The 23150-nt window shown below is 66.6% G+C and carries 19 protein-coding genes; 15 read left to right on the forward strand and 4 right to left on the reverse strand.

Features of this window, described 5'->3' with window-relative positions:
* The first annotated feature begins 1 nt into the window (after position 1).
* From WFJ01_RS16710 to WFJ01_RS16725, 4 genes are read left to right on the forward strand one after another with little or no spacing between them, the layout of a single operon-like run.
* A complete protein-coding gene (locus tag WFJ01_RS16710) occupies positions 2 to 973 on the forward strand; it encodes a carbohydrate ABC transporter permease (protein WP_336629730.1) in 972 nt (323 codons plus the stop codon).
* Positions 967 to 1827: a carbohydrate ABC transporter permease gene (locus tag WFJ01_RS16715; RefSeq protein WP_336629731.1), complete on the forward strand. Its 861-nt coding sequence runs from the start codon at positions 967 to 969 to the stop codon at positions 1825 to 1827. Before WFJ01_RS16710 ends, WFJ01_RS16715 begins: the two co-directional genes overlap by 7 nt.
* The gene (locus tag WFJ01_RS16720; RefSeq protein WP_336629732.1) at positions 1827 to 2486 is read left to right on the forward strand and encodes an HAD family hydrolase; all 660 of its coding nucleotides are present in this window, start codon (positions 1827 to 1829) and stop codon (positions 2484 to 2486) included. The genes WFJ01_RS16715 and WFJ01_RS16720 overlap by 1 nt, the downstream gene beginning before the upstream one ends.
* The gene (locus tag WFJ01_RS16725) at positions 2483 to 3658 is read left to right on the forward strand and encodes an MFS transporter (RefSeq protein ID WP_336629733.1); all 1176 of its coding nucleotides are present in this window, start codon (positions 2483 to 2485) and stop codon (positions 3656 to 3658) included. The genes WFJ01_RS16720 and WFJ01_RS16725 overlap by 4 nt, the downstream gene beginning before the upstream one ends.
* Here the strand turns inward: WFJ01_RS16725 and WFJ01_RS16730 are convergent.
* Positions 3600 to 4571: a carbohydrate kinase family protein gene (locus WFJ01_RS16730; protein ID WP_336629734.1), complete on the reverse strand. Its 972-nt coding sequence runs from the start codon at positions 4569 to 4571 to the stop codon at positions 3600 to 3602. The genes WFJ01_RS16725 and WFJ01_RS16730 overlap by 59 nt on opposite strands.
* Positions 4568 to 5629: a LacI family DNA-binding transcriptional regulator gene (locus WFJ01_RS16735; RefSeq protein WP_336629735.1), complete on the reverse strand. Its 1062-nt coding sequence runs from the start codon at positions 5627 to 5629 to the stop codon at positions 4568 to 4570. The genes WFJ01_RS16730 and WFJ01_RS16735 overlap by 4 nt, the downstream gene beginning before the upstream one ends.
* Positions 5630 to 5895: 266 nt before the next feature.
* On the opposite strand from WFJ01_RS16735, the gene WFJ01_RS16740 reads away from it, so the two are divergent.
* From WFJ01_RS16740 to WFJ01_RS16755, 4 genes are read left to right on the forward strand one after another with little or no spacing between them, the layout of a single operon-like run.
* Entirely contained in the window at positions 5896 to 7173 is a 1278-nt protein-coding gene (locus WFJ01_RS16740) for an ABC transporter substrate-binding protein (protein WP_336629736.1), read from the forward strand.
* Positions 7170 to 8123 (forward strand): carbohydrate ABC transporter permease, encoded by a 954-nt coding sequence (locus tag WFJ01_RS16745; protein ID WP_336629737.1) that lies wholly within the window; start codon positions 7170 to 7172, stop codon positions 8121 to 8123. The genes WFJ01_RS16740 and WFJ01_RS16745 overlap by 4 nt, the downstream gene beginning before the upstream one ends.
* Before the next feature lie 8 nt (positions 8124 to 8131).
* Entirely contained in the window at positions 8132 to 8962 is an 831-nt protein-coding gene (locus WFJ01_RS16750) for a carbohydrate ABC transporter permease (RefSeq protein ID WP_336629738.1), read from the forward strand.
* 48 nt (positions 8963 to 9010) lie between these two features.
* Positions 9011 to 10408 (forward strand): glycosyl hydrolase family 32, encoded by a 1398-nt coding sequence (locus WFJ01_RS16755; protein ID WP_336629739.1) that lies wholly within the window; start codon positions 9011 to 9013, stop codon positions 10406 to 10408.
* An 85-nt stretch (positions 10409 to 10493) separates the two neighbouring features.
* On the opposite strand, the gene WFJ01_RS16760 is transcribed toward WFJ01_RS16755, so the two are convergent.
* On the reverse strand, positions 10494 to 11519 hold the full coding sequence (locus WFJ01_RS16760) for a LacI family DNA-binding transcriptional regulator (protein WP_336629740.1): 1026 nt from the start codon (positions 11517 to 11519) through the stop codon (positions 10494 to 10496).
* A gap of 257 nt (positions 11520 to 11776) precedes the next feature.
* On the opposite strand from WFJ01_RS16760, the gene WFJ01_RS16765 reads away from it, so the two are divergent.
* From WFJ01_RS16765 to WFJ01_RS16780, 4 genes are all read left to right on the forward strand, one after another.
* Positions 11777 to 13177 carry an ABC transporter substrate-binding protein gene (locus tag WFJ01_RS16765; protein ID WP_336629741.1) on the forward strand — a complete coding sequence of 467 codons (1401 nt, stop codon included), beginning with the start codon at positions 11777 to 11779 and terminating at the stop codon, positions 13175 to 13177.
* 2 nt (positions 13178 to 13179) lie between these two features.
* Positions 13180 to 14136 (forward strand): carbohydrate ABC transporter permease, encoded by a 957-nt coding sequence (locus tag WFJ01_RS16770; protein WP_336629787.1) that lies wholly within the window; start codon positions 13180 to 13182, stop codon positions 14134 to 14136.
* 59 nt (positions 14137 to 14195) lie between these two features.
* A complete protein-coding gene (locus WFJ01_RS16775; protein ID WP_336629742.1) occupies positions 14196 to 15005 on the forward strand; it encodes a carbohydrate ABC transporter permease in 810 nt (269 codons plus the stop codon).
* 2478 nt (positions 15006 to 17483) lie between these two features.
* Complete coding sequence (locus WFJ01_RS16780) at positions 17484 to 17786, forward strand: putative quinol monooxygenase (protein WP_336629743.1); 303 nt, start codon at positions 17484 to 17486, stop codon at positions 17784 to 17786.
* Positions 17787 to 17817: 31 nt separating this feature from the next.
* Here WFJ01_RS16780 and WFJ01_RS16785 read toward each other — a convergent pair whose 3' ends face one another.
* Positions 17818 to 18618: a LacI family DNA-binding transcriptional regulator gene (locus WFJ01_RS16785; protein WP_336629744.1), complete on the reverse strand. Its 801-nt coding sequence runs from the start codon at positions 18616 to 18618 to the stop codon at positions 17818 to 17820.
* A gap of 262 nt (positions 18619 to 18880) precedes the next feature.
* Here WFJ01_RS16785 and WFJ01_RS16790 point away from each other — a divergent pair, with 262 nt between their 5' ends.
* The 3 genes from WFJ01_RS16790 (at position 18881) to WFJ01_RS16800 (ending at position 23079) form a co-directional block, all read left to right on the forward strand.
* Entirely contained in the window at positions 18881 to 20203 is a 1323-nt protein-coding gene (locus WFJ01_RS16790; protein ID WP_336629745.1) for a mannitol dehydrogenase family protein, read from the forward strand.
* A gap of 383 nt (positions 20204 to 20586) precedes the next feature.
* A complete protein-coding gene (locus WFJ01_RS16795) occupies positions 20587 to 21645 on the forward strand; it encodes a LacI family DNA-binding transcriptional regulator (RefSeq protein ID WP_336629746.1) in 1059 nt (352 codons plus the stop codon).
* A 153-nt stretch (positions 21646 to 21798) separates the two neighbouring features.
* Positions 21799 to 23079 (forward strand): ABC transporter substrate-binding protein, encoded by a 1281-nt coding sequence (locus WFJ01_RS16800; RefSeq protein ID WP_336629747.1) that lies wholly within the window; start codon positions 21799 to 21801, stop codon positions 23077 to 23079.
* Positions 23080 to 23150: the final 71 nt, after the last annotated feature.

Consider the following 23150-nt stretch of genomic DNA (forward strand, 5'->3'; position numbering starts at 1 on the left):
CATGAGCAACGTCACTGTCACCGAAACGCTGATCACTCAATCGAGTGGTCGTCGCGGGCGGCGACAGCGCCCCGTCGGCCGCCGCTCGCCCCTCCGGGCGATCGGCGGCTGGCGGGCCCTGATCTGGGTCCTTCCCGGCCTGGCGCTGATCGCTGTCTTCGTCTATTACCCGCTTCTGGAGAACATCTACCTGAGCTTCTTCCAGTGGTCGGTGTTCAAGCCCATCCCCGAATTCGTCGGCGGCGCCAACTACGCCAAGGCCGGCAACGACCCGATCTTCTGGCGATCACTGTTCAACAACACCGCATACGCCGTGGTCTCACTCGTCTTCCAGGTGGCGGGCGCGCTCGTGCTGGCGGCCCTGGTCGAGACGTATGTGCGCACGCGCGGCGGTATCCTCCGCGCGATCTACTTCATCCCGTCGGCGATCTCGCTCACCGTCGCCGGCCTGCTGTTCTACTTCATCTATCAGCCGCAGACCGGCCTGCTCAACGAGTTCCTCCGCGTCCTGGGGCTCGGTCAGTTCACTCAGGCATGGCTCGGCCAGGAATCGACCGCGATCTGGGCGATCATCGTGATGAGTCAGTGGCAGAGCTTCGGCTACACGACGCTGCTGTACTCGGTTGCGATCCAGCGCATCCCGCGTGAGCTGTATGACGCCGCCGACCTGGACGGGGTGGGCCCGATCCGCCGGATCTGGTCGATCACCACTCCGCTCGTCAGGGAGATGAGCACCTTGCTCATCATCGTCACGGTGACCGGCGCGTTCCAGGTGTTCAACGAGGTGATGGTCATGACCGCCGGCGGACCGAACAACAGCTCTCAGGTGCTCGGTACCTGGCTCTACCACGCCGGCTTCATCAATAACGAGTTCGGATATGCGGCAGCGATCGCCACGGTCGTGTTCCTGATCACCACCGTCCTGGCGGTCGTGCAACTGTGGATCTCGCGCCGGAGGAGGGTGGAGTGGTGACTCCGATCGACAGCCGGCGCGTGTCGAGGATCCGCTTCGCCGGGATTCTGTTCCGCCTGCTCATCTGGGGCGTGCTCGTGGTGACGGCGCTGCTGGTCGTCGTCCCGCTGATCTGGATGGTGTTGAGCAGCCTCAAGGTCAATCAGCAGTTCCTCGCCGATCCGTTCGGCCTGCCCACCACGCTGTTCTGGAAGAACTACGTCGACGCCTGGAACCTCGGCGTCGGCCGCTACCTGTGGAACAGCGTGATCGTCACACTCGCCTCGATCATCGCCACCACGCTGATCAGCGCGTGGGCGGCGTTCGGGCTCACCAAGCTCACGATCCCGTTCTCCCGCACGGCGCTGTTCCTGATCGTCGGCGGGATGATGCTCGCGCCGACCGTGGCACTGATCCCGCTGCTGCGGATCCTGCAAGGGCTGGGTATCTACGACTCTCTGCTCGGACTCACGATCCTCTACACGGCCTTCCGGATCCCCTTCACGACCTTCCTCATCCGGTCCTACATGGTGGATCTCTCCCCCGAGGTGGATGAGGCGGCGCTCTTGGACGGGTGTTCCCGGACGCAGCAGTTCTGGCGGATCACCCTTCCGATGTCCATGCCGATCATCGTGTCGGCCATCATCTTGCATTGCCTGTTCGCCTGGAACGAGTACCTCTTCGCTTTCATCTTCGTGAGCAGCACAGACACGATGACTCTCCCGGTCGGCTTGGCGAACCTCGCTTCCAAGCTGTCCACGAACTATCCGATGATCTTCGCCGGGATGACGATCGCGACGCTTCCGATGATCGTGTTCTTCTTCGCCGCCCAGAGATTCTTCGTCCGGGGCCTGGCCGAGGGAGTCGGGAAGTAATGCCCGCAGGTGTGCAGGCGCCGATCGAACTGATCATCTTCGACTGCGACGGAGTGCTCGTGGACAGCGAGACGCTCTCCGCCCGGGTCAGCCAGCGTGTGCTGGCCGACCTGGGCTGCGAGCTCCCGCTCTCCCGGGCGCTGGAGGAGTTCACGGGAGCCTCGACGGAGGTCTACACGGCGCGGGTCGCCGAGCTCGTCGGGCGTGTGCTGGAACCAGGCTGGGATGACTGCTATCGCTCGTGGTTCACGGGCGCGCTGGAGACCGAACTGCAGGCGATCCCCGGGATCCATGAGTGTCTCGAGGGACTGAGCGTGCCGACGTGCGTGGCGTCCAACAGCGGGCATGACAGGATCCGCCGTTCCTTGGACGTGACGGGCCTGCTGACGCGTTTCGACGGTCGCATCTTCAGTGCCGAGGACGTCGCCCGGGGCAAGCCTGCCCCCGATGTCTTCCTGTGGGCGGCGCAGAGCATGGGGGTCGCCCCGGCGGCGTGCGTCGTCGTCGAGGACAGCCCGTTCGGCGTGCACGCGGCCCGGGCCGCAGGGATGCGCGTGCTCGGGTACGCCGCAGCGACACCAGCGGAACGTCTCGAAGGGGAGCAGACGGTGATCTTCGACGATATGGCGGATGTTCCCCGCCTGCTGTCGACTCTGTGAAGACCTACCTGCGTGTGCTGCGCGCGAAAGGCGTGGCGCGCATCACTGCCGCGCAGCTGGGAGCGCGCCTGCCCTGGGGGATGATCGAGTTGGCGCTGCTCATCCACGTCAGTGCGCGGACGGGCAGCTACGCACAAGCCGGCCTCGTGCTGGGGGTCTTCAGCATCGCGCAGGCCGTATCGGGTCCGGTGGCTGCTCGACTGCTGGGCATCTGGGGAGTGCGCCCGATGCTCGTCGGCACGACGATCGTGTGCGCGGCGACTCTGCTCGGGATCTCATTCCTGCCGGCGTCGGTGCTCCTGCTGTGCCTGCTGGCGGCGGTCGCCGGACTGACGGTCCCTCCCGTGATGCCTGCCGTGCGGGCGCTGTATCCGCGCTTGGTCTCGCCGGAACTGCTGCATCCGCTCTTCGTGCTGGACACCTCGAGTCAGGAGGTGCTGTGGGTGATCGGTCCGACGTTCACCGCGGTGCTGGCCAGCGCGATCAGCAGCTCGACTCCGCTCGTGGTCGCTTCTGCCGTGATCCTGGGAGGAGGCGCCTGGTTGATCAGTGCGCCGGCGCTGAATGGGTTCCGGATCGGGCGCAGCCCGGCTCGGTTCGGGCGAACGCTGCTGAGTCGTCCCGTCCTCGTCGGTGTGGTGGCGAGCCTCCTGCTCGTCGCCACGTTCAGTGCCATGCAGGTGGGCGTCCTGGTGCGGGTGGGTCGTGACAACCCGCTGTCCGGGCTGGTCCTCGGCAGCGGCGCGCTCGGCTCTCTGCTGGGTGGCCTTGCGCTCGGACGCCGTGTCTCCGGTCGGCGGTCACTGATCGCGCTGACGACGTGGGTGCTGGTGTGCACGGTGCTCGCCGCCGTCGCACCGGAGGATCTGACCCTGACGTGCGCGGTCTTCTTCGCCGGTGTCGGATTCGCGCCCGCCGTCGCCGCACTGTACAGCGCAGTTTCGACGGATGTGGATGCGCGCGACGTCGCCGAGGCCTTCGGCTGGCTCAGCAGCGGGATGCTGGTGGGCGGCGCGATGGGCACCGCCGTGGCCGGCGCGGCGACAGACGCGATGGGTGCGCTGGGAGCCTTCTTGACGACCATCGGTTTCGCATCGGCGGGTCCGATCGCGGTCATCGCTCCGGGAGCTCTGCGAGCCGCGGCGGGTCGGCGCCGGGACGCGACACCGTGACGGACGCAGCGGTGGCGGCCAGGTTCAGCAGACTGGTCACGGGATCGGCGGTGAGGGCGCGCAGTTCCGTGCGGGAGTCCGCCCCGCCCAGGCCCGCACGCAGCAGTCCGTGGATGAGCGCCCCCATGAAGGTGTCTCCCGCGCCCACCGTGTCGACCACGTCGACCGGGCGGCCGGGAACGGTGACGACGCCGTGATCGGTGATCGCGGCGGCCCCGGCGCCGCCCAGGGTGACCACGACGATGGCAGGTCCTCGCGACTGCCACGCGGCGGCGGAGGCGAGGGCGTCCTGACCCGGGTACAGCCACTCCAGGTCCTCGTCGCTGGCCTTCACGACGTCGGCGAGCGCGATGTAGCGCCCGACGATCTGCCGAGTCTCTTCCCGATCACCCACGAGCGTGGGGCGGATGTTCGGGTCGAAGGTGAGCAGCGCGGTGTCGCGGCGCCTCTCCAGCAGGCGCAGGACGGCGTCGCGGCCGGGGGAGAGGAACGCCGCGATCGAGCCGGTGTGCACGACCCCGGCTTCCGGCAGGCTGTGATCGTCCTCCAGGCGCCACTCGATGTCGAAATCGTAGGTGGCCGAACCGTCCGCGGCGAGTGTCGCCGCAGCCGTGGAGGTGCGTGCGATCGTCGTCGCGGCGACCTCGACGTCCGATGCGGCCAGCCAGGCGCGGATCCGGTCACCGTGCATGTCGTCGCCGAGCGCCGTGACGAGCACGGGCCGATCTCCCAGCCGCCCGAGCGTCAGCGCGACGTTCGCCGGGCTGCCGCCGGGGTTCTCGTCGACGCTGCCGTCGGCTCGGTGGACGACGTCGATCAGGGCTTCGCCGACGACGAGCACGTCAGCGGCCGACGTCGCCGCCCTCAGGGCGGTGTCGCGTGCGGCGGTGCCGTCAGAGGTGTGGGGGGTCATGACTGCTCGCTTTCTTCGGCGGGGCCCACGGATCGGGTTCGATCGGCCGGATCCGCACGTCCGGTTTCGTCGCCCGGATCCGCGGATCCGGGCTTTCTGAGGATGAGGCGGGTTCCCAGGCGGATGGTGCGCACCGGACCCTCGTCGGTCTCGATGCGCCGCAGGAGCGCGCGTGTGGCTTCGGCGCCGAGCGCATCGGCATCCTGCGCCACGACGTTGATCCCGCCCTGGAAGACGTCGGCGAGCGGGAAATCGTCGAAGGCGATGAACCGGTCGGATCCGACATCGAACCCGGCGTGCGCGAGCGCGAGAGTGGTGAGCGAGTTGGCCGAGACGAAGGCGGTCGGCGGCTGGCGGATCTGGCTCAGCCAGGCGAGGTGTTTCCGCAGGCGAGATGCATCGGGCGTGTGCTGGTAGATGAGTTCGTCGTCCGCCGGCAGTCCGGCGTCCTCCAACGCGAGCCGGTAGCCGGCCAGGCGTTCGCGCTGGGTGAACACGTCCGTGCCGTCGCCGATGTAGGCGATCCGGGTGTGCCCTTGGCTCAGCAGGTGCGACACTGCCGATGCCATGCCGCCGACGTTGTCGGTGAGCACGGTGTCGCTGGCGAAGTCGCGGGCGGGGCGATCCAGGCAGACCACGGGGACGCCGCGGGGAAGGCGGGCGAGGTAGGTCTTCGCCCCTGGGGTCGGTGCGAGGATGATGCCGTCCGCATAGCCCGACGCGAGCGTCTCGATCGTGCGCTGCTCGAGGCCCGGGTCGCCGAGCATCGAGGAGACGATCACGACATACCGCTCGGCGGCCTCGTGCTCGATGCTCCGGGCCAGCTGTGCGGCGAACGGCTCGGAGATGTCCTCGCAGACGAAGGCGATCGAGCCCGCGATCGAGCGCCGCAGGCCCTGGGCAGCGGGATTGGGACGGTAGGCGAGGTCGCGCATCACCGCCGCGACGCGCGCCCGGGTCGCGGCCGCCACGTACTGCTCCTTGTTGAGCACACGCGACACCGTCTTGACGCTGACGCCTGCAACGCGAGCGACATCGCGGATCGTCGCGTGCTCCATGCGGGCTCCTGTGCCGGGTGCGGGAATGGTGGGGGTGGGGAAATCGCCGGGGGCAGCGTCACGCGGATCCGAAGGTTTTCTGACAACGGTGTCTGTCATGTCTCGCTTGGCGACAACGGCCCTCGTGATGAGTCTAGCGGGTCAGAGCGGCGTTCCGGTGGTGGATCTACGGCGGTCGGTTCCCTAGCGTTTTCGTATCCGCCTGCCGAGAGCGGCGGAGACGGACCGCAGGATTTCTGACACCGTAGTCATGGAGAGGACACGCAGTGCAGCGTCGAACATTCTTGATAGGGGCGGGTCTGGCCGGCCTCGGCGTCGGCTTGACGTCGTGCGCGAACCCCCGCGCGGCGCAGGGAACGCAGGGCAAGGCCCTGCAGTTCTTCAACGACGCCGCGTCGTGGGGCCCCGGATACATCGCGGCCGGCAAGGAACTTGCCAAGAAGACCGGGTGGTCGATCTCCCCGCAGACCATCCCGAACGCGTCAGCGTACGAGCAAGTGATCCGCTCGCTGCTTCAGACCAAGAACCCGCCCGACCTGGTGAAGTGGGGAAGCGGCTACCGGATGAAGGACCTCGCCCGCACCGGTGCGCTCGCCGACCTCGGCACCGCGTGGGACGCGTCGGTCTCGAAGGGGTGGCTCAGCGATACGCTGCGCTCGGCGTTCACCTACAAGGACCATGTCTACGGTCTGCCGCTCATCCAGGGCTTCTACGTGATGTTCTATGACGTGGAGTTGTTCGCCGAGCACGACCTGACCCCGCCAAAGACCTGGGACGAGTTCCTGCATGTGTGCGACGTGCTCAAGGGCGCGGGGATCACCCCGATCGGGACCACGCAGGCCAATATCTGGCCGGTGGCGAACTGGTTCAGCATGCTCTCCACCGCCTATGACGCCGACTGGTTCACCCGGCTGTGCGCGAACAAGGCCTCGTTCCGCGATGAGCAGGCGCACGGGATGATGACCCTCTGGCAGGAGATGATCCGCAAGGGCTATCACACCTCCGCCGACTCTGTCGGCGACAACTTCCCCGGCATGCTGCAGAACAGGAAGATCGGGATGTGGCCGGCGGCGGCCAGCTGGAGCTCGCAGAACCTGCAGCAGCTGAAGATGGTCTCCGGCAAGGACTATGACGCATTCATCATGCCCACCGTGCACGGCACCGCTCCCGCGGTCGTCACGGAGGTCGCCGGGCTCATCGTGCCGCAGAAGTCTCCCAACGTCACCGACGTGGCCACGGTGATGGCGTCCTGGCTGGATCCTGCCGTGCAGCAGCCCTGGAGCGACTTCCTCTCCGGATCCTCGGCGAATCCGAAAGTGCCCTGGACCGACAAGATCAGCCAGCGCCTGCAGACGCAGATCCGCGAGGAGAAGGTGACCGTGGTCAACCGCTATTGGGAAGGGTCCCCGCCCCCACTGGTGGTGGGCGTGACACAGGATCTCGGCGGCTTCATGGCGAACCCCAGTGACGTGGGTGGCGTCCTCGACTCGCTCGCGCAGAAGGCGACGTCGGAATGGTCGTACTGGACGGAGGCGACGCGATGACCGCTTCACAGGAGACCCGCGCGATCGTGACCAGTGGCCGTCGTTCCGCGCGCGATCGCCGCGACCAGAACGCCCGGGTCCCGCGCTGGCGCGAGATCCTCATGCACACGCGGCCCCGGCTGCTGTTCCTGCTGCCGGCCGTACTGCTCGTCGGAGTGCTGAGCCTCGCGCCGTTCGTGTGGACGGTCGTGCGCAGCCTCTTCGACGACGCCGTCATCGATCCGCAGTTCAACTGGTTCGCGTCCTATGCGCGCCTGGTGTCGGATCCGGTGATCATCAAGTCGCTGGTGAACACCCTGCTCTGGCTGATCGGCACGGTCATCATCCCGGTCGGGCTGGGCCTTGCCATCGCGGCGCTGACCAACTCCGTGAACTGGGGCAAGTGGGCGCGCCTGGCCATCGTGCTGCCGTACGCATTGTCCGGCACGGCGGTCGCCGTGGTGTGGAACTTCGTGCTGCAGGACTCCGGGGCGCTGAACTCGTTCCTGCGCGGCATCGGACTGGGAGCGCTCGCGCATCCGTGGCTGCTGGAGTGGCCCGGCAACACGATCGTGCTGATCCTCGCCAACTCGTGGCAGGCGTCCGGCGTCGCCGTGATCCTCTACCTCGTCGGCCTGCAGGGGATCCCGCGGGAGACTATCGAGGCCGCGTCGCTGGACGGAGTCGACGGTGTGAAGCGGTTCTTCCACATCGTGCTGCCTCAGCTGCGCGGCACCACCGCGGTGGTGATGGGCATCAGTCTCGCCAATGGCCTGAAGTCGTTCGACCTGATCTGGGTGCTCACCAACGGCGGCCCGGGGCGGGCGACCGAGACGCTCGCCGTGTCGATGTACTGGCAGAGCTTCATCCTGCAGCGGCCGGGATCGGGAGCCGCGATCGCCGTGGTCCTCACGATCGTCGTGGTCGCTGTCTCCGTCGCGTACCTGCGCAAGCAGCTGAAGAACGATTGAGGCCGATCATGAACACCACCTCTCGCCTGTCCGTCACCCTGCGCTCGGTGCTCATCATCGTGCTCGCCGTGATCTGGTTCCTTCCGACGTACCTCATCATCGTCAACGCCTTCACCTCGAACACCGGGTACACCGGTGAGGTGTCCTGGTTCCCGAAGGACTTCAGCCTCTTCGAGAACATCGGTCTGGCCTGGCAGGCGGTGAATCTCGGCCCCTCCCTGCTGAACTCTCTGCTGTATGCCGTGGTGGCCGGCGGCATCGCCGTGCTCGTGGCGGCGCTCGCGGGCTTCGCGGTCTCCGCGATCCCCGGCGGCTGGCGCACGTTCTGGTTCTGGCTGATCTACTGCGGGGCGCTGTTCCCGGCGCAGGCGTTCCTGCGGCCGCTGTTCACCGGTTTCGCCGATACCGGCCTGTACGACACCCGGTGGGGTCTGTTCCTCATCTACGTCGCGACCTGCGTGCCGTTCTCGTTCTTCATCATGCGCAACCATATGCTCTCGATCCCCCCGGAGATCAACGAGGCCGCACAGCTGGACGGTGCGAACTGGTGGACGGTGTTCACCCGGTTCTTCCTCCCGCTGTCGAAGTCGGCGCTCGCCGCGGCGTTCATCTTCCAGTTCGTCTGGGTGTGGAACGAACTGCTGTTCGGCATCACGCTCAGCTACTCCGAGAACATCCGTCCGGTGATGGCAGCTCTCGCGGGCCTGCAGTCGAACTACGGCACGGTGGGGCCGCCGGTCGTGCTCGCCGGGGCGCTGTTCGTCTCGCTGCCGACCGTGATCGTGTTCCTCCTCTTCCAGCGGGTCTTCGCGTCCAGCCTCGGCGGCGCCAAGGTCTGACCGCATCCCCCTCCACCCGACACCGACCATCCACACGAAGGAGAATCCATGCCCGAGGTCTACTACCAGCACCCCGGATCCTGGTTCGGCGACTGCATGCCGATCCACCATAAAGGAGCGTTCTACCTGTTCCACCAGCGCGACCTGCGCGACCCGGGCCCGCTGCCCGATTGCGAGCCGTTCGGGTGGGCGCTGGCGCGCACGACCGACTTCGTCACCTACGAGGACCTCGGCGACGCGATCGTCCGCGGCGGCGAGCACGACCAGGATCAGTTCATCTACGCCGGATCCGTCATCAAGGTCGGCGACTCGTTCGTCGCCATGTACACCGGGTACAACCGCGATCACTTCGAGGCCGAGGGCAAGCCGTCCCAGGTGCTCATGATCGCCGAGAGCGACGATCTCATCCACTGGACCAAGACCGAGCGGGCCGTCGTGGTGCCGCAGGAGGGGTACGACCCGGACGACTGGCGCGACCCGTGGGTGATCTGGGATGACGAGAAGTCCGAGTACCTGATGATCCTCGGCGCCCGCAAGGCGGGACCGAAGACGCAGGCGACCGGATCCACCGTCGCCTTTACCTCCCAGGACCTTCAGACGTGGGAGTTCCAGGGCGACTTCTGGGCGCCCGGGCTCTATACGATGCACGAGATGCCGGATCTGTTCCGCGAGGGCGACTGGTGGTACCACCTCGTCACCGAGTACTCCGACAAGTCCAAGACGATCTACCGTCGCTCGCGCTCGCTGCAGGGGCCGTGGGAGGCGACGGCCGACGACGCCTTCGACGGACGCGCCTATTACGCGGCGCGCTCGGTGTCCGACGGCTCCCACCGGTACCTGGTCGGCTGGGTGCCGACGCACTGGGGCGACGACGACACGCGGCCGTGGCAGTGGGGTGGAACGCTCGTCGTGCACGAGATCTTCGCACGGGAGGACGGCACCCTCGGCACGAGGATCCCCGACGGGGTGCGCGCGCGCCTCAGCGAGAGCGCCGTCGCCACGGTGCCCGACTTCACGCTGGAGCGCGTCGACGGTCGCGCCGAGCAGACGCTGTACGCGGCCCTTCCCGCGGCGGCGCTCGTCACGCTGAAGCTCCGCGTCGGATCCGGCACGCGGGGGGTGAACCTGCGCTTCGGCGAGGACACCGAGAGCCAGGTCGGCTACCAGTTCGCGCTGCGCATCGCCGAGCGCCGGCTCGAGTTCGACCGGCTCCCGAACTGGCCGTGGGGCCAGTACGACAACCGCGATCTCGACCGTCCGCTGTCCATCGACGACGGTGCGGAGCACACGCTCGCGCTCATCGTGGACGGCGACATCGCCACGCTGTACGTGGACGACGTGGCGCTGAACACCCGGTTCAACGCCCCGGCCGGAACGACGGTGTCGCTGGACGTCGTCGACGGCCGCGCCGAGGTCAGCGAGGTCGCCATCACGACGCTGAGCTGATCCGGACCGGATCCGAGGGCTGTCGTTCCCGCGCGATGCGGGGACGACAGCTCTTCGGCATGATGGCGGACGCCGGCGCCGGCGCTCACGGAACTAACGGCGCGATCTCGCCGGATCCGCGGATCAGCAGGTCGCCGGGAATGATGACGGAGCGACTCTCGAGCGCGGTGGGATGATCCAGCCTCTCCAGGAGGAGCTCGCCGCACCGGCGGCCGATCGCGATCGGATTCTGCTCGTACACCGTGAGGGCGGGGACCAGAGCGTTCGCCATCTGGAAGTCGTCGAAACCGACGTGCGCGATCACGTTCTCCTGCCCGAGCTCATGCAAGGCGAGCCGCGCTCCCATCGACAGCAGGTCGGTGCCGGTGAAGAGCGCCGTCGGCGGGACGCTGGCCGTCAGGAGGTCCTTCACGGCAGCGTCGGCGTCGTCGAGCGTGCATGCCCCGGCGGCGACCCACCGGGGATCCGCGGGGAGACCTTTCGTCGCCAGCGCGCGAAGGTATCCGGCATACCGGACAGATGTCGGATACACATCCGTCTGTCCGATGAAGGCGATCCGCCGGTGGCCCTGCTCGAGGAGGTGGCTGACTCCGAGGAACGCGCCGGCCTCGTGCTCGGTCGTCACGACATCGGCGGGGAGCGCCCGTGCGGGCCGGTCGACGTAGACGACGGCCAGCCCGCGAGCGATGCGCGTCGAGAGGAACGAATGGTCCCGGCCGACCGGCAGGATCACCAGACCGTCCACCCGGCGGTCGCAGAACGCGTCGATCAGACGGCGTTCCGTATCCGCGTCGCCGTCCGAACTCGCCGAGAAGACCAGGAAGCCCCGCGGCCGGAGCACATCCTCCAGGCCGCGGTGGATCCCCGACGAGTAGGGGTGATCCACGTTCTCGACGCAGAGGCCGACCGTTCCGCTCGTCCGCTGCGAGCTGCGCATGCGGCTCGCCGTCTTGTTCGGCCGGTAGTCGAGCTTCGAGATCGCATCCAGCACGCGCTGCCGGAGCAGAGGATCGACCGTGTCGTTGTCGTTCACGACGCGGGAGACCGTCATCACGCCCACGCCTGCGAGGGCCGCGACGTCGCGCATCGTCGGATCGGAACTCGGACCCATCTCCCGAAGATAGCAGTCCGCGACCGCCGCCATCTTCTGAACCGGTGCATTTCCGCTTGATCACGGCGGCTCAGGTATCGATCCCTGACCTGCCTCGACATCGATCCCTCTTCCAGCCAATCTGACCTCGCACGCTCGCGAATTCAGGGACACTCTTGACGATCCTTCTGGGCTCAATTACCGTGAGGTAACGTTACCTCGACGAACGTGTTCCCCGTCGAGACCCATTGCATTGACGACCAACGGAGGTCAGCATCATGCTTGTCAACAACTCGACGTCGCCGCGGCTCAGCCGCCGAGGATTCCTGCTGGGAACCGCCGGTCTCGTCGGCACGGCCCTTCTTCCGATGTCACTGACCGGCTGCTCCCGTGCCGGTGCGGGAAGCAGCGGTGCAGGGATGAGCTTCATGTACTGGGGGTCGTCGTACGAGGACGAGATCATCCGCAAGATGCTCACCAGCTTTCAGAAGAAGTCGGGCGTGGCGATGCGGCCGATGTTCACGTCCGGGGACCAGTACGACACCAAGGTGAACACGCTCGTCGCGAGCAACACCCCGGCGGACGTCGCCTATATGCACGACTACATGGTCTACGACCTCGCGGAGAAAGGTCAGCTCCTCAACCTGTACCCGCAGTTCGACAAGCACCCGCAGCTGCAGGATCGTCTGCCCGGCACGTACTACTTCTGGGACGACGGCAAGTGCGCCGGAAACCAGACCGGAACGACGGCGATCCTCATGTACTACAGCAAGAAGGCGATCAAGGAGGCAGGCCTGGAGAATCCGCCGGCGGTGCCCGGCTCCGCATGGAACTGGGACCAGTTCGTCAGCGCTGCGGACAAGCTCACGCTGGACCAAGCGGGCCGGCACCCGTCGGACTCGGGTTTCGACCCCAACAACATCAAGCAGTACGGAGCAGCGGCCTTCTTCAACTGGTGGTACGGATTCGTCCGCAGCAACGGAGGCGACATCGCGAACGAGGACGGCACGAAGTACGCCCTCGACAGCGCCGAAGCCATCCAGGCGCTCCAGGATCTGCAAGACCTCATCGTCAAGCATCGGGTCGCACCGAACCCCAAGCAGCAGGGGGCACCGGGCGCGAGCGGCTCCGACACCAGCACCGATTTCCGGACAGGGCGGGTGGCGCTGTCCTTCGACGGGACCTGGGCGATGCTGAATCTGAACAAGCAGAAGATCGACTACGGCATCGGCGTCATGCCGAAGCACCAGCAGCAGGTCACACTGCAGCTGTCCGGCGCGACCGTGATCGCGAACGGCACCAAGAAGCCCAGCGATGCCGTCGACTTCTACCTGTACCACAACGATCCGCACAACGTGACCGAGCTGTTCACCTCCGGTCTCTGGCTCCCGCTCGAGAAGAAGTACTACACCAATGAGGCCGACATCCGTTTCTGGACGGACAACGAAAACCACCCTGCGGAGTTCCGGACCGCGGTCATCGACGCTCTGATGACCAATGCGGTCACGATCTACAGCCAGCGCCTTCGGAACATCAACGCCATCACCCAGGTGCTCAACCCGGCCATCGACCGCATCGCCTCGGGCAGCCAGACGGCGGCGGAAGTCTGCAAGGGGCTCCGCGACCAGATCCAGCCCCTGCTCAAGGGCATGTACCCGAACCCGATGCTGGGCAAGTGACGATGGTGCTGACCACCGCACCCGTCACCGCGTCGGCGGCCGGCAATCGGGCGAGCGGTCACCGGCGAAGCCGGCTGCGCGGATGGGAAGCGCGAGCGGGCTGGCTGATGGCGGCCCCGGCGATCATCGGAGTCGTCGTCTTCACTCTCGGGCCGATGATCGCCTCTCTGCTGATCAGCTTCACCGACTGGAGCATCGGTCTCGCCCCGTCTTTCGTCGGCGTGCAGAACTACCAGCGGCTGTTCACGGAGGATCCTCTGTTCGTGAAGTCCCTCTGGGTGACGCTCTACTTCACGCTCGGCTCGGTGCCGCTGATCCTCGCGCTCGGGTTCGGCATCGCACTGCTGCTGAACGCAGACGTGCGGGGAAAGGGCTTCTTCCGCACCATCTACTACCTTCCGACGCTGGTGCCCGCTGTCGCCAACGCCGTCTTGTGGACCTGGATGTTCAATCCCGACTTCGGTCTCTTCAACGAGGTGCTCAAGGGCGTCGGCCTCGCCCCGTGGAAGTGGACCTACGGCGAGGGAACCGTGACCCCGTCGCTCATCCTGATGAGCGCGTGGGGCTTCGGGAATGTGATGGTCATCTTCCTGGCGGGGCTTCAGGGTGTTCCGAAGCATCTCTATGAGGCACTCGCCGTCGACGGCGGCAATCAATGGCACGCCTTCACGCGGATCACGCTGCCCATGATGAGCCCGACCATCTTCTACTGCCTCGTCACCGTGATGATCGCGTCCTTCCAGACGTTCTATCAGGCGTATGTGATGACCAACGGCGGGCCGAACAACGCCAGCACGTTCTTCGTGTACTACCTCTACGACACGGCGTTCCGACAGAGCAAGATGGGGTACGCCTCCGCGCTCGCCTGGATCCTGTTCGTGATCATCGGTGCGATCACGCTCCTGCTGTTCCGCTGGGCGCGATCGTGGGTCTACTACGAGACGGCGGGAGGCCGCTGATGAGCGCGATCGCCACTCGCCCGGTGGAGAGAACGGGAAAGCGCCGCAGGAACAAAGTGGTGCTGTACGCCATCCTCATCGCCGGTTGCATCCCCACGCTGCTGCCCTTCATCTGGCTCGTGCGCAGCGCATTCATGGACGACGGACAGATCTTCGTCTCGCCGCCGGAGTGGATCCCGAATCCCTGGAAGTTCGACAACTTCAGTCAGGCCTTCGACGTCCAGCCCTTCTTCGACTACCTGCTCAACACGCTGATCATCGAAGCCGGCGTCGTGACAGGGACGGTGATCAGCTGCTCACTCGCGGCTTTCGCCTTCGCCCGGCTGCGCTGGCGCGGACGCAATATCGCGTTCGGAATCACTTTGAGCACCATGCTGCTGCCGTATGCGGTGACGATCATCCCGACGTTCATCATGTGGCGTTCGGTCGGTGCGCTGGACACGTTCGTCCCGCTCATCGTTCCCGCGTGGTTCGGTGCGGCAGGAGGAGGGGCCTTCTACATCTTCCTGCTGCGGCAGTTCTTCCTCACCATCCCCTACGAGCTCGACGAGGCCGCGTACATGGACGGTGCGAGCGTGTGGTGGGTGTTCTGGAGGATCGTGCTTCCCCTCTCGAAGCCCGCGATCGCCGTGGTCGTCGTCTTCACCTTCGTCAACACGTGGAACGACTTCCTGGGGCCGCTCATCTACCTGACGTCGCAGGAGAACTTCACTCTCGCCCTCGGCCTCGCGGCCTTCCAAGGGACCTACACGGGGCAATGGGGGCTGCTGATGGCCGCTGCCGCGCTCGTCACGGTCCCGATCATCCTGCTGTTCTTCCTCGCCCAGAGATACTTCGTCGAGGGCATCACCTTCACCGGAGGCAAGTAATCGTGACCATCGCAGAATCCATCGCCGACGCACCCCTCGCCAGCTCGCCGGAGACCGCCCGGCGCCTCATCGAGACCTGGGTTCCCTCCACCTCATTCGGCATCGATACCAGGGGCGGTGCGCGGGATCGCCGCAGCCTTTTCGCTGCAGCGGGCACGGGCTGGGACGACGACCTCTTCCCGCCTCCGGAGGACGCGCGCGGATCGGACTACCCGTTCAGCTACGACGTCTCGGACGGGCGCTTGCTCGCGGCGATCGATGCGCAGGGTCTGGCCCGGCGCGTAGTGCGGGGAGAGGGCATGCGCAGCGTCGAAGGGGCATCCATCCCCGGCGTCTACGTCGAGAAGGACTTCGGTTACGTCGAGGGAGCCTTCGGCGTTCTCGTCGGAGGGGCGGCATCGACGTCCAGCACGCTCCTGTCCGAGGTGGTCCCTGCATTCGTGACGAGAGAAGACGGGCTGACCGTTCGCCGGATCCTCAGCATCGAGCAGTGGGCAGGGGGGGAGCCGGCCCTGCGCTGCACGGTGGTGGTGGACAACAGCAGTGATCGCGACCGCGACGTGTCGCTCGCTCTGATCGGAGACGCGACGAAGGGATCCCTGGGCGCGGCGTGGATGGATGGTGTCGCGGAGTCTCAGCGGACCCTCTCGGTGCCGGCGGGACGGTTGGCCGTCTGCGCGGCGGAGTTCGCCTTCGAGTATCAGCCGGAGAACGTCTCGACGCCGGACGCGGAGAGCCTTCTGGAGGCCGTTGATCGGCGGATCCGGTGCCTGTCGGACCGCTATGGGGACCTTCGCATCGAAGGAGGCGGCTGGTTCGCCGACTTTCTCGTTCGTTCTGCGGAGCTGGCTCGGCAGAGCAGCTTGCATGCCGCGGACGGATCCAGCATCGGTTCGTTCTGGGGAAGCAACGCGACGCCGATCCCCGACGTCTGGACGCGGGATCTCTTCTACACCGCGATGTCTTCTGCGCAGTTCGATCTCGACGACGCGATCGGCACCATCGATTTCCTCGCCCGGACGGCGCTTCCCCGTGCACCGTGGGGCAAGGAGAACGAGGTCGATCCTCGCGATGACGGCCTGTCGCACTCTCTGGGGAACGCCGCCAGCGCCGTCGCGCTCGCCGGGCTCACGGCGGAGACCTTCGGCGCCGACGAGGTGTTCACGCGGGCGCGGCATCTGCGTGACCACGGCGACGAACTCGCGTGGGTGCTCCTCGGCCAGCGCCCTGCGCCGGGGGAGCTGTACCCCTCGCACTACATCTCGGATGGGCCGTCCCGCGGGGACTTCCACACCGGCTCGAACGTGCTCGCGTGGTATGCGCTGACCGTTCTGGCCCGGTACGCCGAACGCTTCGGCATCGACGAGAGCCGGGCCAGGGATCTATCCGCCGTCGCGGCTGATCTGCGGGAATCACTCGACCGGAGATGCGTGGTGGACGAGGGCACAGGTCGCTCGTTCGTGGAGGGGGTCAACCGAGACGGCTCTGTCGTCGCCGGCCATGACGGCGAGGAGAGCGACCTCACGCTCGCCTCCAGCTACGGGTTCGCGGGGCGTTTCGACCCGAGAGTCGTGCGGCACGCGCAACAGGCGTTCACAGCGGCGAACCCCTACTACGACGAGGGCGCAGGTGGCGTCACCTTCTGGGACTGGGACGACTACAACGGCGTCACGTTCCCCGCGTACATCCACAAGCTGGCGAGTGCCTCGAGCGAGGCAGATCTTCTCTCGCCGCTCGAGGACATCCGTCGTCTGACCGACCTCGACGGATCGCTGTGGTGGTGGCCTCTGTCACACAGGAACCCCGACTCTTCCCATGTCAAGCGGGGGCTGGGCAAATGCGGGTGGTGCGCGGGGGCGTTCGTTCAGCGTTTCGTGCACGACATCTTCGGAGTGCGGCGCCACGCGGATTCGAAGAGCGTGGTGTTTTCACCGGCCATGCCCTGGCGTTCCGCCCGTTGGGACCGTCTGCCTTTCCTCACCGGCTCCATCGACGTGGCCTATGACACCATCGAGCATCATGTCCAGACACGACTTCGGAACAACGCGGAGTCCACTCTCACGGTGACGCTCGAAGCTCCCGTTCCGGTCGGTTGCGTTGTCGAGGACATCCGCGTCAACGGCGAGAACGGCCGGTACCAGTCCGCGATCCTCGACGAGTTCGGGCGTGTCGTCGTGCGAGCGGTCGAGGACATCGAGCCCGGGCAGGATCTCGTGCTGGATGTCAGGGTGAGCGCGGTCCGGAACTGACGTCCTTCGGCCGGCCTGTCGTGTCGCGACAGGCCGGCCGCCGCTCCCGCGCGTGCCACGGCGCCGACCGTACCTCGCCGTGCAGAGACTCGTGCGCCCATCGCATCCACGCGGCGTTGCTGTCGCTGCGTAGAATCGCGGGGGACCAATCGCCCTGAACCGTCACCCGGATTCCTACCGAGCTTCGTATGCGAGGTGCATCCGGCGAACAGAAGGATTGAGTGACGACGTGAACCCTGTCGAGCTGATCGCGACGATCCCCCTCCGAGCCAGTGATGCGGGGGAGATGCTGCTGCGATTGTTGGTCGCCTACGGCGAGCACGTGCGGTCGGCCGCGGGCACCGAGCGCTTCGAGGTCTTCACCGATCGGGATGACCCGCTGACCGTCGTCGTGATCGAAAGATACGCCGATGAGGCGGCATTCCAGGCGCACCTCGATGATCCCGCGAACGCCGACTTCAACGCCGCCATCGCGCCTCTGACCCAGGGAGGGTCGGCCCTGCGATTCCTCGTACGGGCGTATTCCGACTGATCCGGCGTGGTTCAGCGGCGGAGCCGTCCGATCAGGCGGCGGGCACGGCGTCGCCGGTCGACGCGCGCCAGATGATCGGCGTTTCCAGGACGAGGCCGCCGACCGTCGTGTCGCCCGTTCCTATCTGTTCCAGTACGGCCTCCGCAGCAGCGCGGCCGAGGTCCGCTGCGGGCTGACGGACGGTCGAGAGCGCCGGCACTGTGCGGGTAGCCCAGGAGCTGTCGTCGAAGCCCACGATGCCGACATCTTCGGGGACACTGCGACCCGCCTCAAGGAGAGTCTGCACAGCTCCGGCGGCGACGGCATCAGAAGACGCGACCACACCGTCGATCGCCGGCTCGCGCTGGAGCAGCGTGCGCATCCAGTCGGCGCCGTCGTTGAACGAGTACAGCGGAACGGAGACGACGAGCTCGGGGTCGTAGGCAATGCCGAGCGCCTCGCGGAACCCTGCGAGCCGGTCGGCTCCGGAGTCGCGGTCGAGAGCGGCGGGGATCATGCCGATGCGCCGGCGCCCGGTCTGCATGAGCCGACCGGTGATCGCCGCCGACGCACCGCGATTGTCGACGCCGACGAAAGGGGCGGTGATACCCGGGGGATGCCCGACGAAAGCCGCGGGCAACGCCAGCCGTTCGATCACCGACAGGGTCGGATCGCGATTGCGGGCCGAGACCACGATCGCGCCGTCGACGAAGCCGCCGCTGAGATAGCGCGAGACCCGGTCGGTATCGCGCTCCGAATCCACGATGAGGCACACCATCTGGGAATCCCGCGCGGACAGAGCATCGTTCGCGCCGAGCACGATCACGCCGATGTTCGGATCCTCGAGGAACACGGAGTGCGGCTCATGGGCATTTCCGCGATCAGGGGCAGCCGGCGGCCGCGCCGGCCACTGCGGAGGCCGCACCCGGCGTGGCGTCCGCGTGAGCGATCGGTTCATGCGAGGCGCGACGACACGACTCGGATCTTGGCGATCGCAGGGATCGGGGACCGTCCTCGTCGCGCAATGCAGCGGCGAGACGCGGGTCAGGTCTGGTTAGATCGGTGTGCGAGCGACGGACGATCCCGCCCGCGCGCCGATGAGAAAGGCCGTTGTCATGACCGTCGTTCCCCTTGCCGAGGCGACCACGCTGCCGCGTCCCGAGTACGCGCGGGATCCGGAAAAGGCCTCGATCGTGCACTTCGGGCTGGGCAACTTCCACCGGGCGCATCAGGCCATGTACCTGGACCGGCTGCTCGCAGCGGGGGAGACCGATGGCGGGATCTGCGGCGTCGGGGTGCTGCCGTCGGATGTGCGGATGCGCGATGCGCTGGCGGGTCAGGACCACCTGTACACGCTCGTGCTGAAGGCGCCGGATGGCGGCGTGCATGCGCAGGTGATCGGATCCGTCGTCGACTATCTGTTCGCGCCCGAGAATCCTTCGGCCGTCGTCGATCGGCTGGCGGATCCGGTCACGCGGATCGTCTCGCTCACGATCACGGAGGGCGGATATGTGCTGCCCGAGATCGAGGATCCGTCCGCTCCCAGCGCGTTCTCGCTGATCGTCGACGCTCTTGCGAGGCGGCGGGATGCCGGCGCGGCGCCGTTCACCGTGATGTCGTGCGACAACCTGCAGGACAACGGCAGGATCGCGGCCCGCGTCGTCATCGAGTGCGCCCGAAACCGGAACGAGGAACTCGCGGCCTGGATCGAGCAGAAGGTCGCGTTCCCCTGTTCGATGGTCGATCGGATCACCCCGACCACGACCGAGGAGGACCGGGCGCTGCTGCGAGACCGGTTCGGCGTCGACGATGCCTGGCCGGTGGTCGCAGAGCCCTTCGCCCAGTGGGTGCTGGAGGACCGCTTCACCGACGGGCGCCCGTCGCTGGAGAAGGCTGGTGTGCAGGTCGTCGACGACGTCCGCCCCTACGAGCTCATGAAGCTGCGCCTGCTCAACGCCAGCCATCAGGCGCTGGCGTATTTCGGGATGCTCCTCGGCCACACCTACGCGCACGAGACCGCGAGCGACCCGCTCGTGCAGGGCCTGCTGCGCGCGTACATGGCCGAGGCGCGAATGACCCTCGCCCCGGTTCCCGGTATCGACCTCGACGAGTACCAGGCGACACTGCTGGTGCGCTTTTCGAACCCGGCGATCGCCGACACCCTGGAACGACTCGGCACCGACTCGATCAACCGCATGGCGACATTCGTGCTGCCGGTGCTCGAGGAGTCGATCGCTGCGGGGCGGATGCCTCGTGCGGCGCTGTCTATCGTGACGGCGTGGATGACGGCGAAGCCGGCCCAGAGCGCTGAAGCCGAGGGTGCGACCCCGATGCTCGACCGGCTGCTCGAGGATGACGGCGTCGCCGCCGCGCTCGCCGCGGACCGGCGCGAGCTGGGAGCCGTGGGAGCCGGCGAGTTCCTGCGCCGGTACCTCTGACGCGGAGTTTCAGCGGTTGACCGCCTCGATGAGGTCGTGGCCCCAGCGTTCGATGACATCTTGCTCGACGCGATAGCGCACGATCCTGCTCTCGCTCACGGACGACGAGCGATGGTGGTTCGGCGTGCGCGGTGCGGGGACTGAGGCACCCCGCCGGTTGCGACTTCGGTGTCACCGATGTCTCTCCGGATCTGTGCGGAGAATACAGCTTGCGTGAATTCCGGGCTTCTCAGCACCACGATCCGGAAATCTTAGTTTATCTGGGATTTATCAGTGACTCCCCTCGTTCACGATGATGACGATCCGGGATGAGATCGCGCGGAGGATTGACAAACGGTTCGAACTGCGGTGTGATGACATGGTTGTCACAACCGAGGAGAACCATGGCGATTCCCAGCGAGCCCGATCCGGTCGGCGCGTCCGGCGGGATGCGGCGCCCGACGATGCGCGACGTCGCGGCGCTCTCGGGCGTCAGCATGAAGACGGTCTCCCGGGTGATCAACGGCGAGCCCCGCGTCTCCGACGAGGTGAAGTCCCGGGTGAACCTCGCCGTCGAGCGGCTGAGCTACCGGCCGGATCCGCGGGCCGGGAGCCTGCGTCGTGACGGTCAGCGCAGCGACACCATCGGGCTCGCGGTGAGCAGCGTGTCGAACCCGTTCGCCGCCGAAGTCCATCGCGCGATCGAGAACGCCGCCGTGGAACGGCACGTCGCCGTCATCGCCTCCAGCACCGACGATCAGCCCGACCAGGAGCGCCCCGTCGTGGAGACCCTGCTGCGCCGGAGAGTGGACGGGCTGATCGTGATTCCGGTCGCTCGTAACCAGGCTTATCTGCACAGCGAGCTGCAGTTCGGGACACCGGCCGTCTTCATCGACCGGACGCCGGTCGGCATCGACGCCGACGCGGTGGTCAGCGACCACGCCTCCGGTGCGGCGGCCGCGACACGGCACCTGATCCAGCATGGACACCGCAGGATCGCCTTCCTCGGTGACCTGACCTCGATGCAGTCCACGAACGAACGCGTGCGGGGATTCCGCCGCGAGCTCGCCGTGGCGGGGATTCCCGCCGCCGAGGCCACCGAGATCACGGAAGCGCATGACGCAGAGATCGCCGAGCGTCTCGCCGTCGAGATCCTGACCGGGAGCGAGCCCCCCACCGCCATCTTCAGCGGGCAGAACCTCATCACGGTCGGGGTGATCCGGGCTCTGCGCGAACTGAGTCTGCAGCGCTCCGTCGCGCTGATCGGATTCGACGACATCCCGCTCGCCGACCTGCTCGAACCGGGCATCAGCGTCGTCGCCCAGGACCCTGCCCGGATCGGGCGGCTGGCCGCGTCGCGACTCTTCGACCGGCTGGACGGCCGCCAGGACGCCCCGGCCACGGACGTCATCCCCACCCGTCTCATCGCGCGCGGCAGCGGAGAGATCAGACCCGCAGAGTAACCCGAAACCCCAACCCCCTGGCCCTCAGGGGTTCCCGTCCTCCCCGGGCGACCGCCATGGGCGGTGCTTCGGCGTGGGTAAACCCGAACCAAGAAACATGATGGAAGGAACTCAACGATGAGAATCACAGCCAGAAAGACTCTCTGGCGCGCGGTGGCCGCATTCGCGGTGACCGCGACCCTCGGCGCCTCGCTGCTGGCCTGCTCCGCGAGCGACGGCAGCAGCAGTAGCGGTGGCACCGGAAGCGAGACGATCCGTGTGCTGTCCGGATCCGGAACAGCCGCCCCCGAATTCCAGGCCTTCGACTCGATCGTGAAGATGTATCAGAAGGAGGTCGATCCGAAGTTCAAGGTGGAGTACGAGACCATCCCGAAGACGGACGACCTCTGGAACAAGCTGCGCACGTACGCGGTCTCGGATCAGCTGCCTGACATCTTCAGCATCGCCAACGGCCCGATCGCCGACGACCTGATCAAGAAGCACAAGATCCTCAACATGACGCAGGCACTCGGCGACATGGGCAAGCTCACGCAGATGAACAGCGCTCTGAAGGACTTCTTCACGTCCCCGGACGGGAACCTCTACATGATTCCGGCGTACCGGGCCGGCGAGATGTTCCTGTACCGCAAGGACATCTTCGCCAAGTACGGATTGTCCGTGCCCAAGACCTGGGACGAATTCGTCGCGGTCTGCCAGAAGCTGAAGGACAACGGGGTCACGCCCTACGTGATGCGAGGCGCCGACAGCGTGATGCTGCTGCGTTTCCTGGCATTCCCGTCATGGACGACGTCAGGCGGGAAGTTCATCACCTCCGTGCTCGGCGGCAAGCAGAAGTTCTCGGACGGCCCGCTCGGCGCGGACGGCGCCAAGCTGCTGAACACGCTCGGCACCGGCGGATACTTCGTTCCCGGTTACCAGAACATGACCCTGAGCGATGTGATGGAGGCGTTCGCCGGCGGTCAGGGCGCGATCACCTACGCGAACACGACGTTTGCGTCGAAGTTCGAGGCGCAGTACGAGTCCGGGACCGTCGGCTACTTCGGAGTGCCGCTCGACGGCACGCAGTCCAAGAGCACCGGCAGCACCTTCCCGGTGCAGGGCGGAAAGGGCTGGGGGATCAACGCTGACGCGTACAAGTCGAACCCGGTGCTGAAGAAGTTCTTCGACTACTACATGAAGCACGTCGACCAGGCCCTGTACCAGGCCGGCCTGCTCTCCTGGCTGGACACCCCGATCCCCGCCGACAAGCTGCCGAAGATGCTCGTCGACATCGGCACCGACATCAAGGACCAGAAGACCGGCTGGGTCTCCTGGGACGACAAGCTCAAGCCGGCCGTCCTGACGACGATGGGCGATCAGGCGAACAAGCTGGCGGCTGGCGCGATCAGTCCCTCGGAGTTCCTTTCCAGCATCGATACCGCGATGGCGCAATAGCGGCGATGAACCCTTCTCGCGGTGCGGTGCACGAATGCGCCGCACCGCGAGACACCACGAGCTCGAAAGAC

Origin of the sequence: Microbacterium sp. MMO-35, from assembly GCF_037147555.1 — a bacterium.
Lineage (GTDB): Bacteria > Actinomycetota > Actinomycetes > Actinomycetales > Microbacteriaceae > Microbacterium.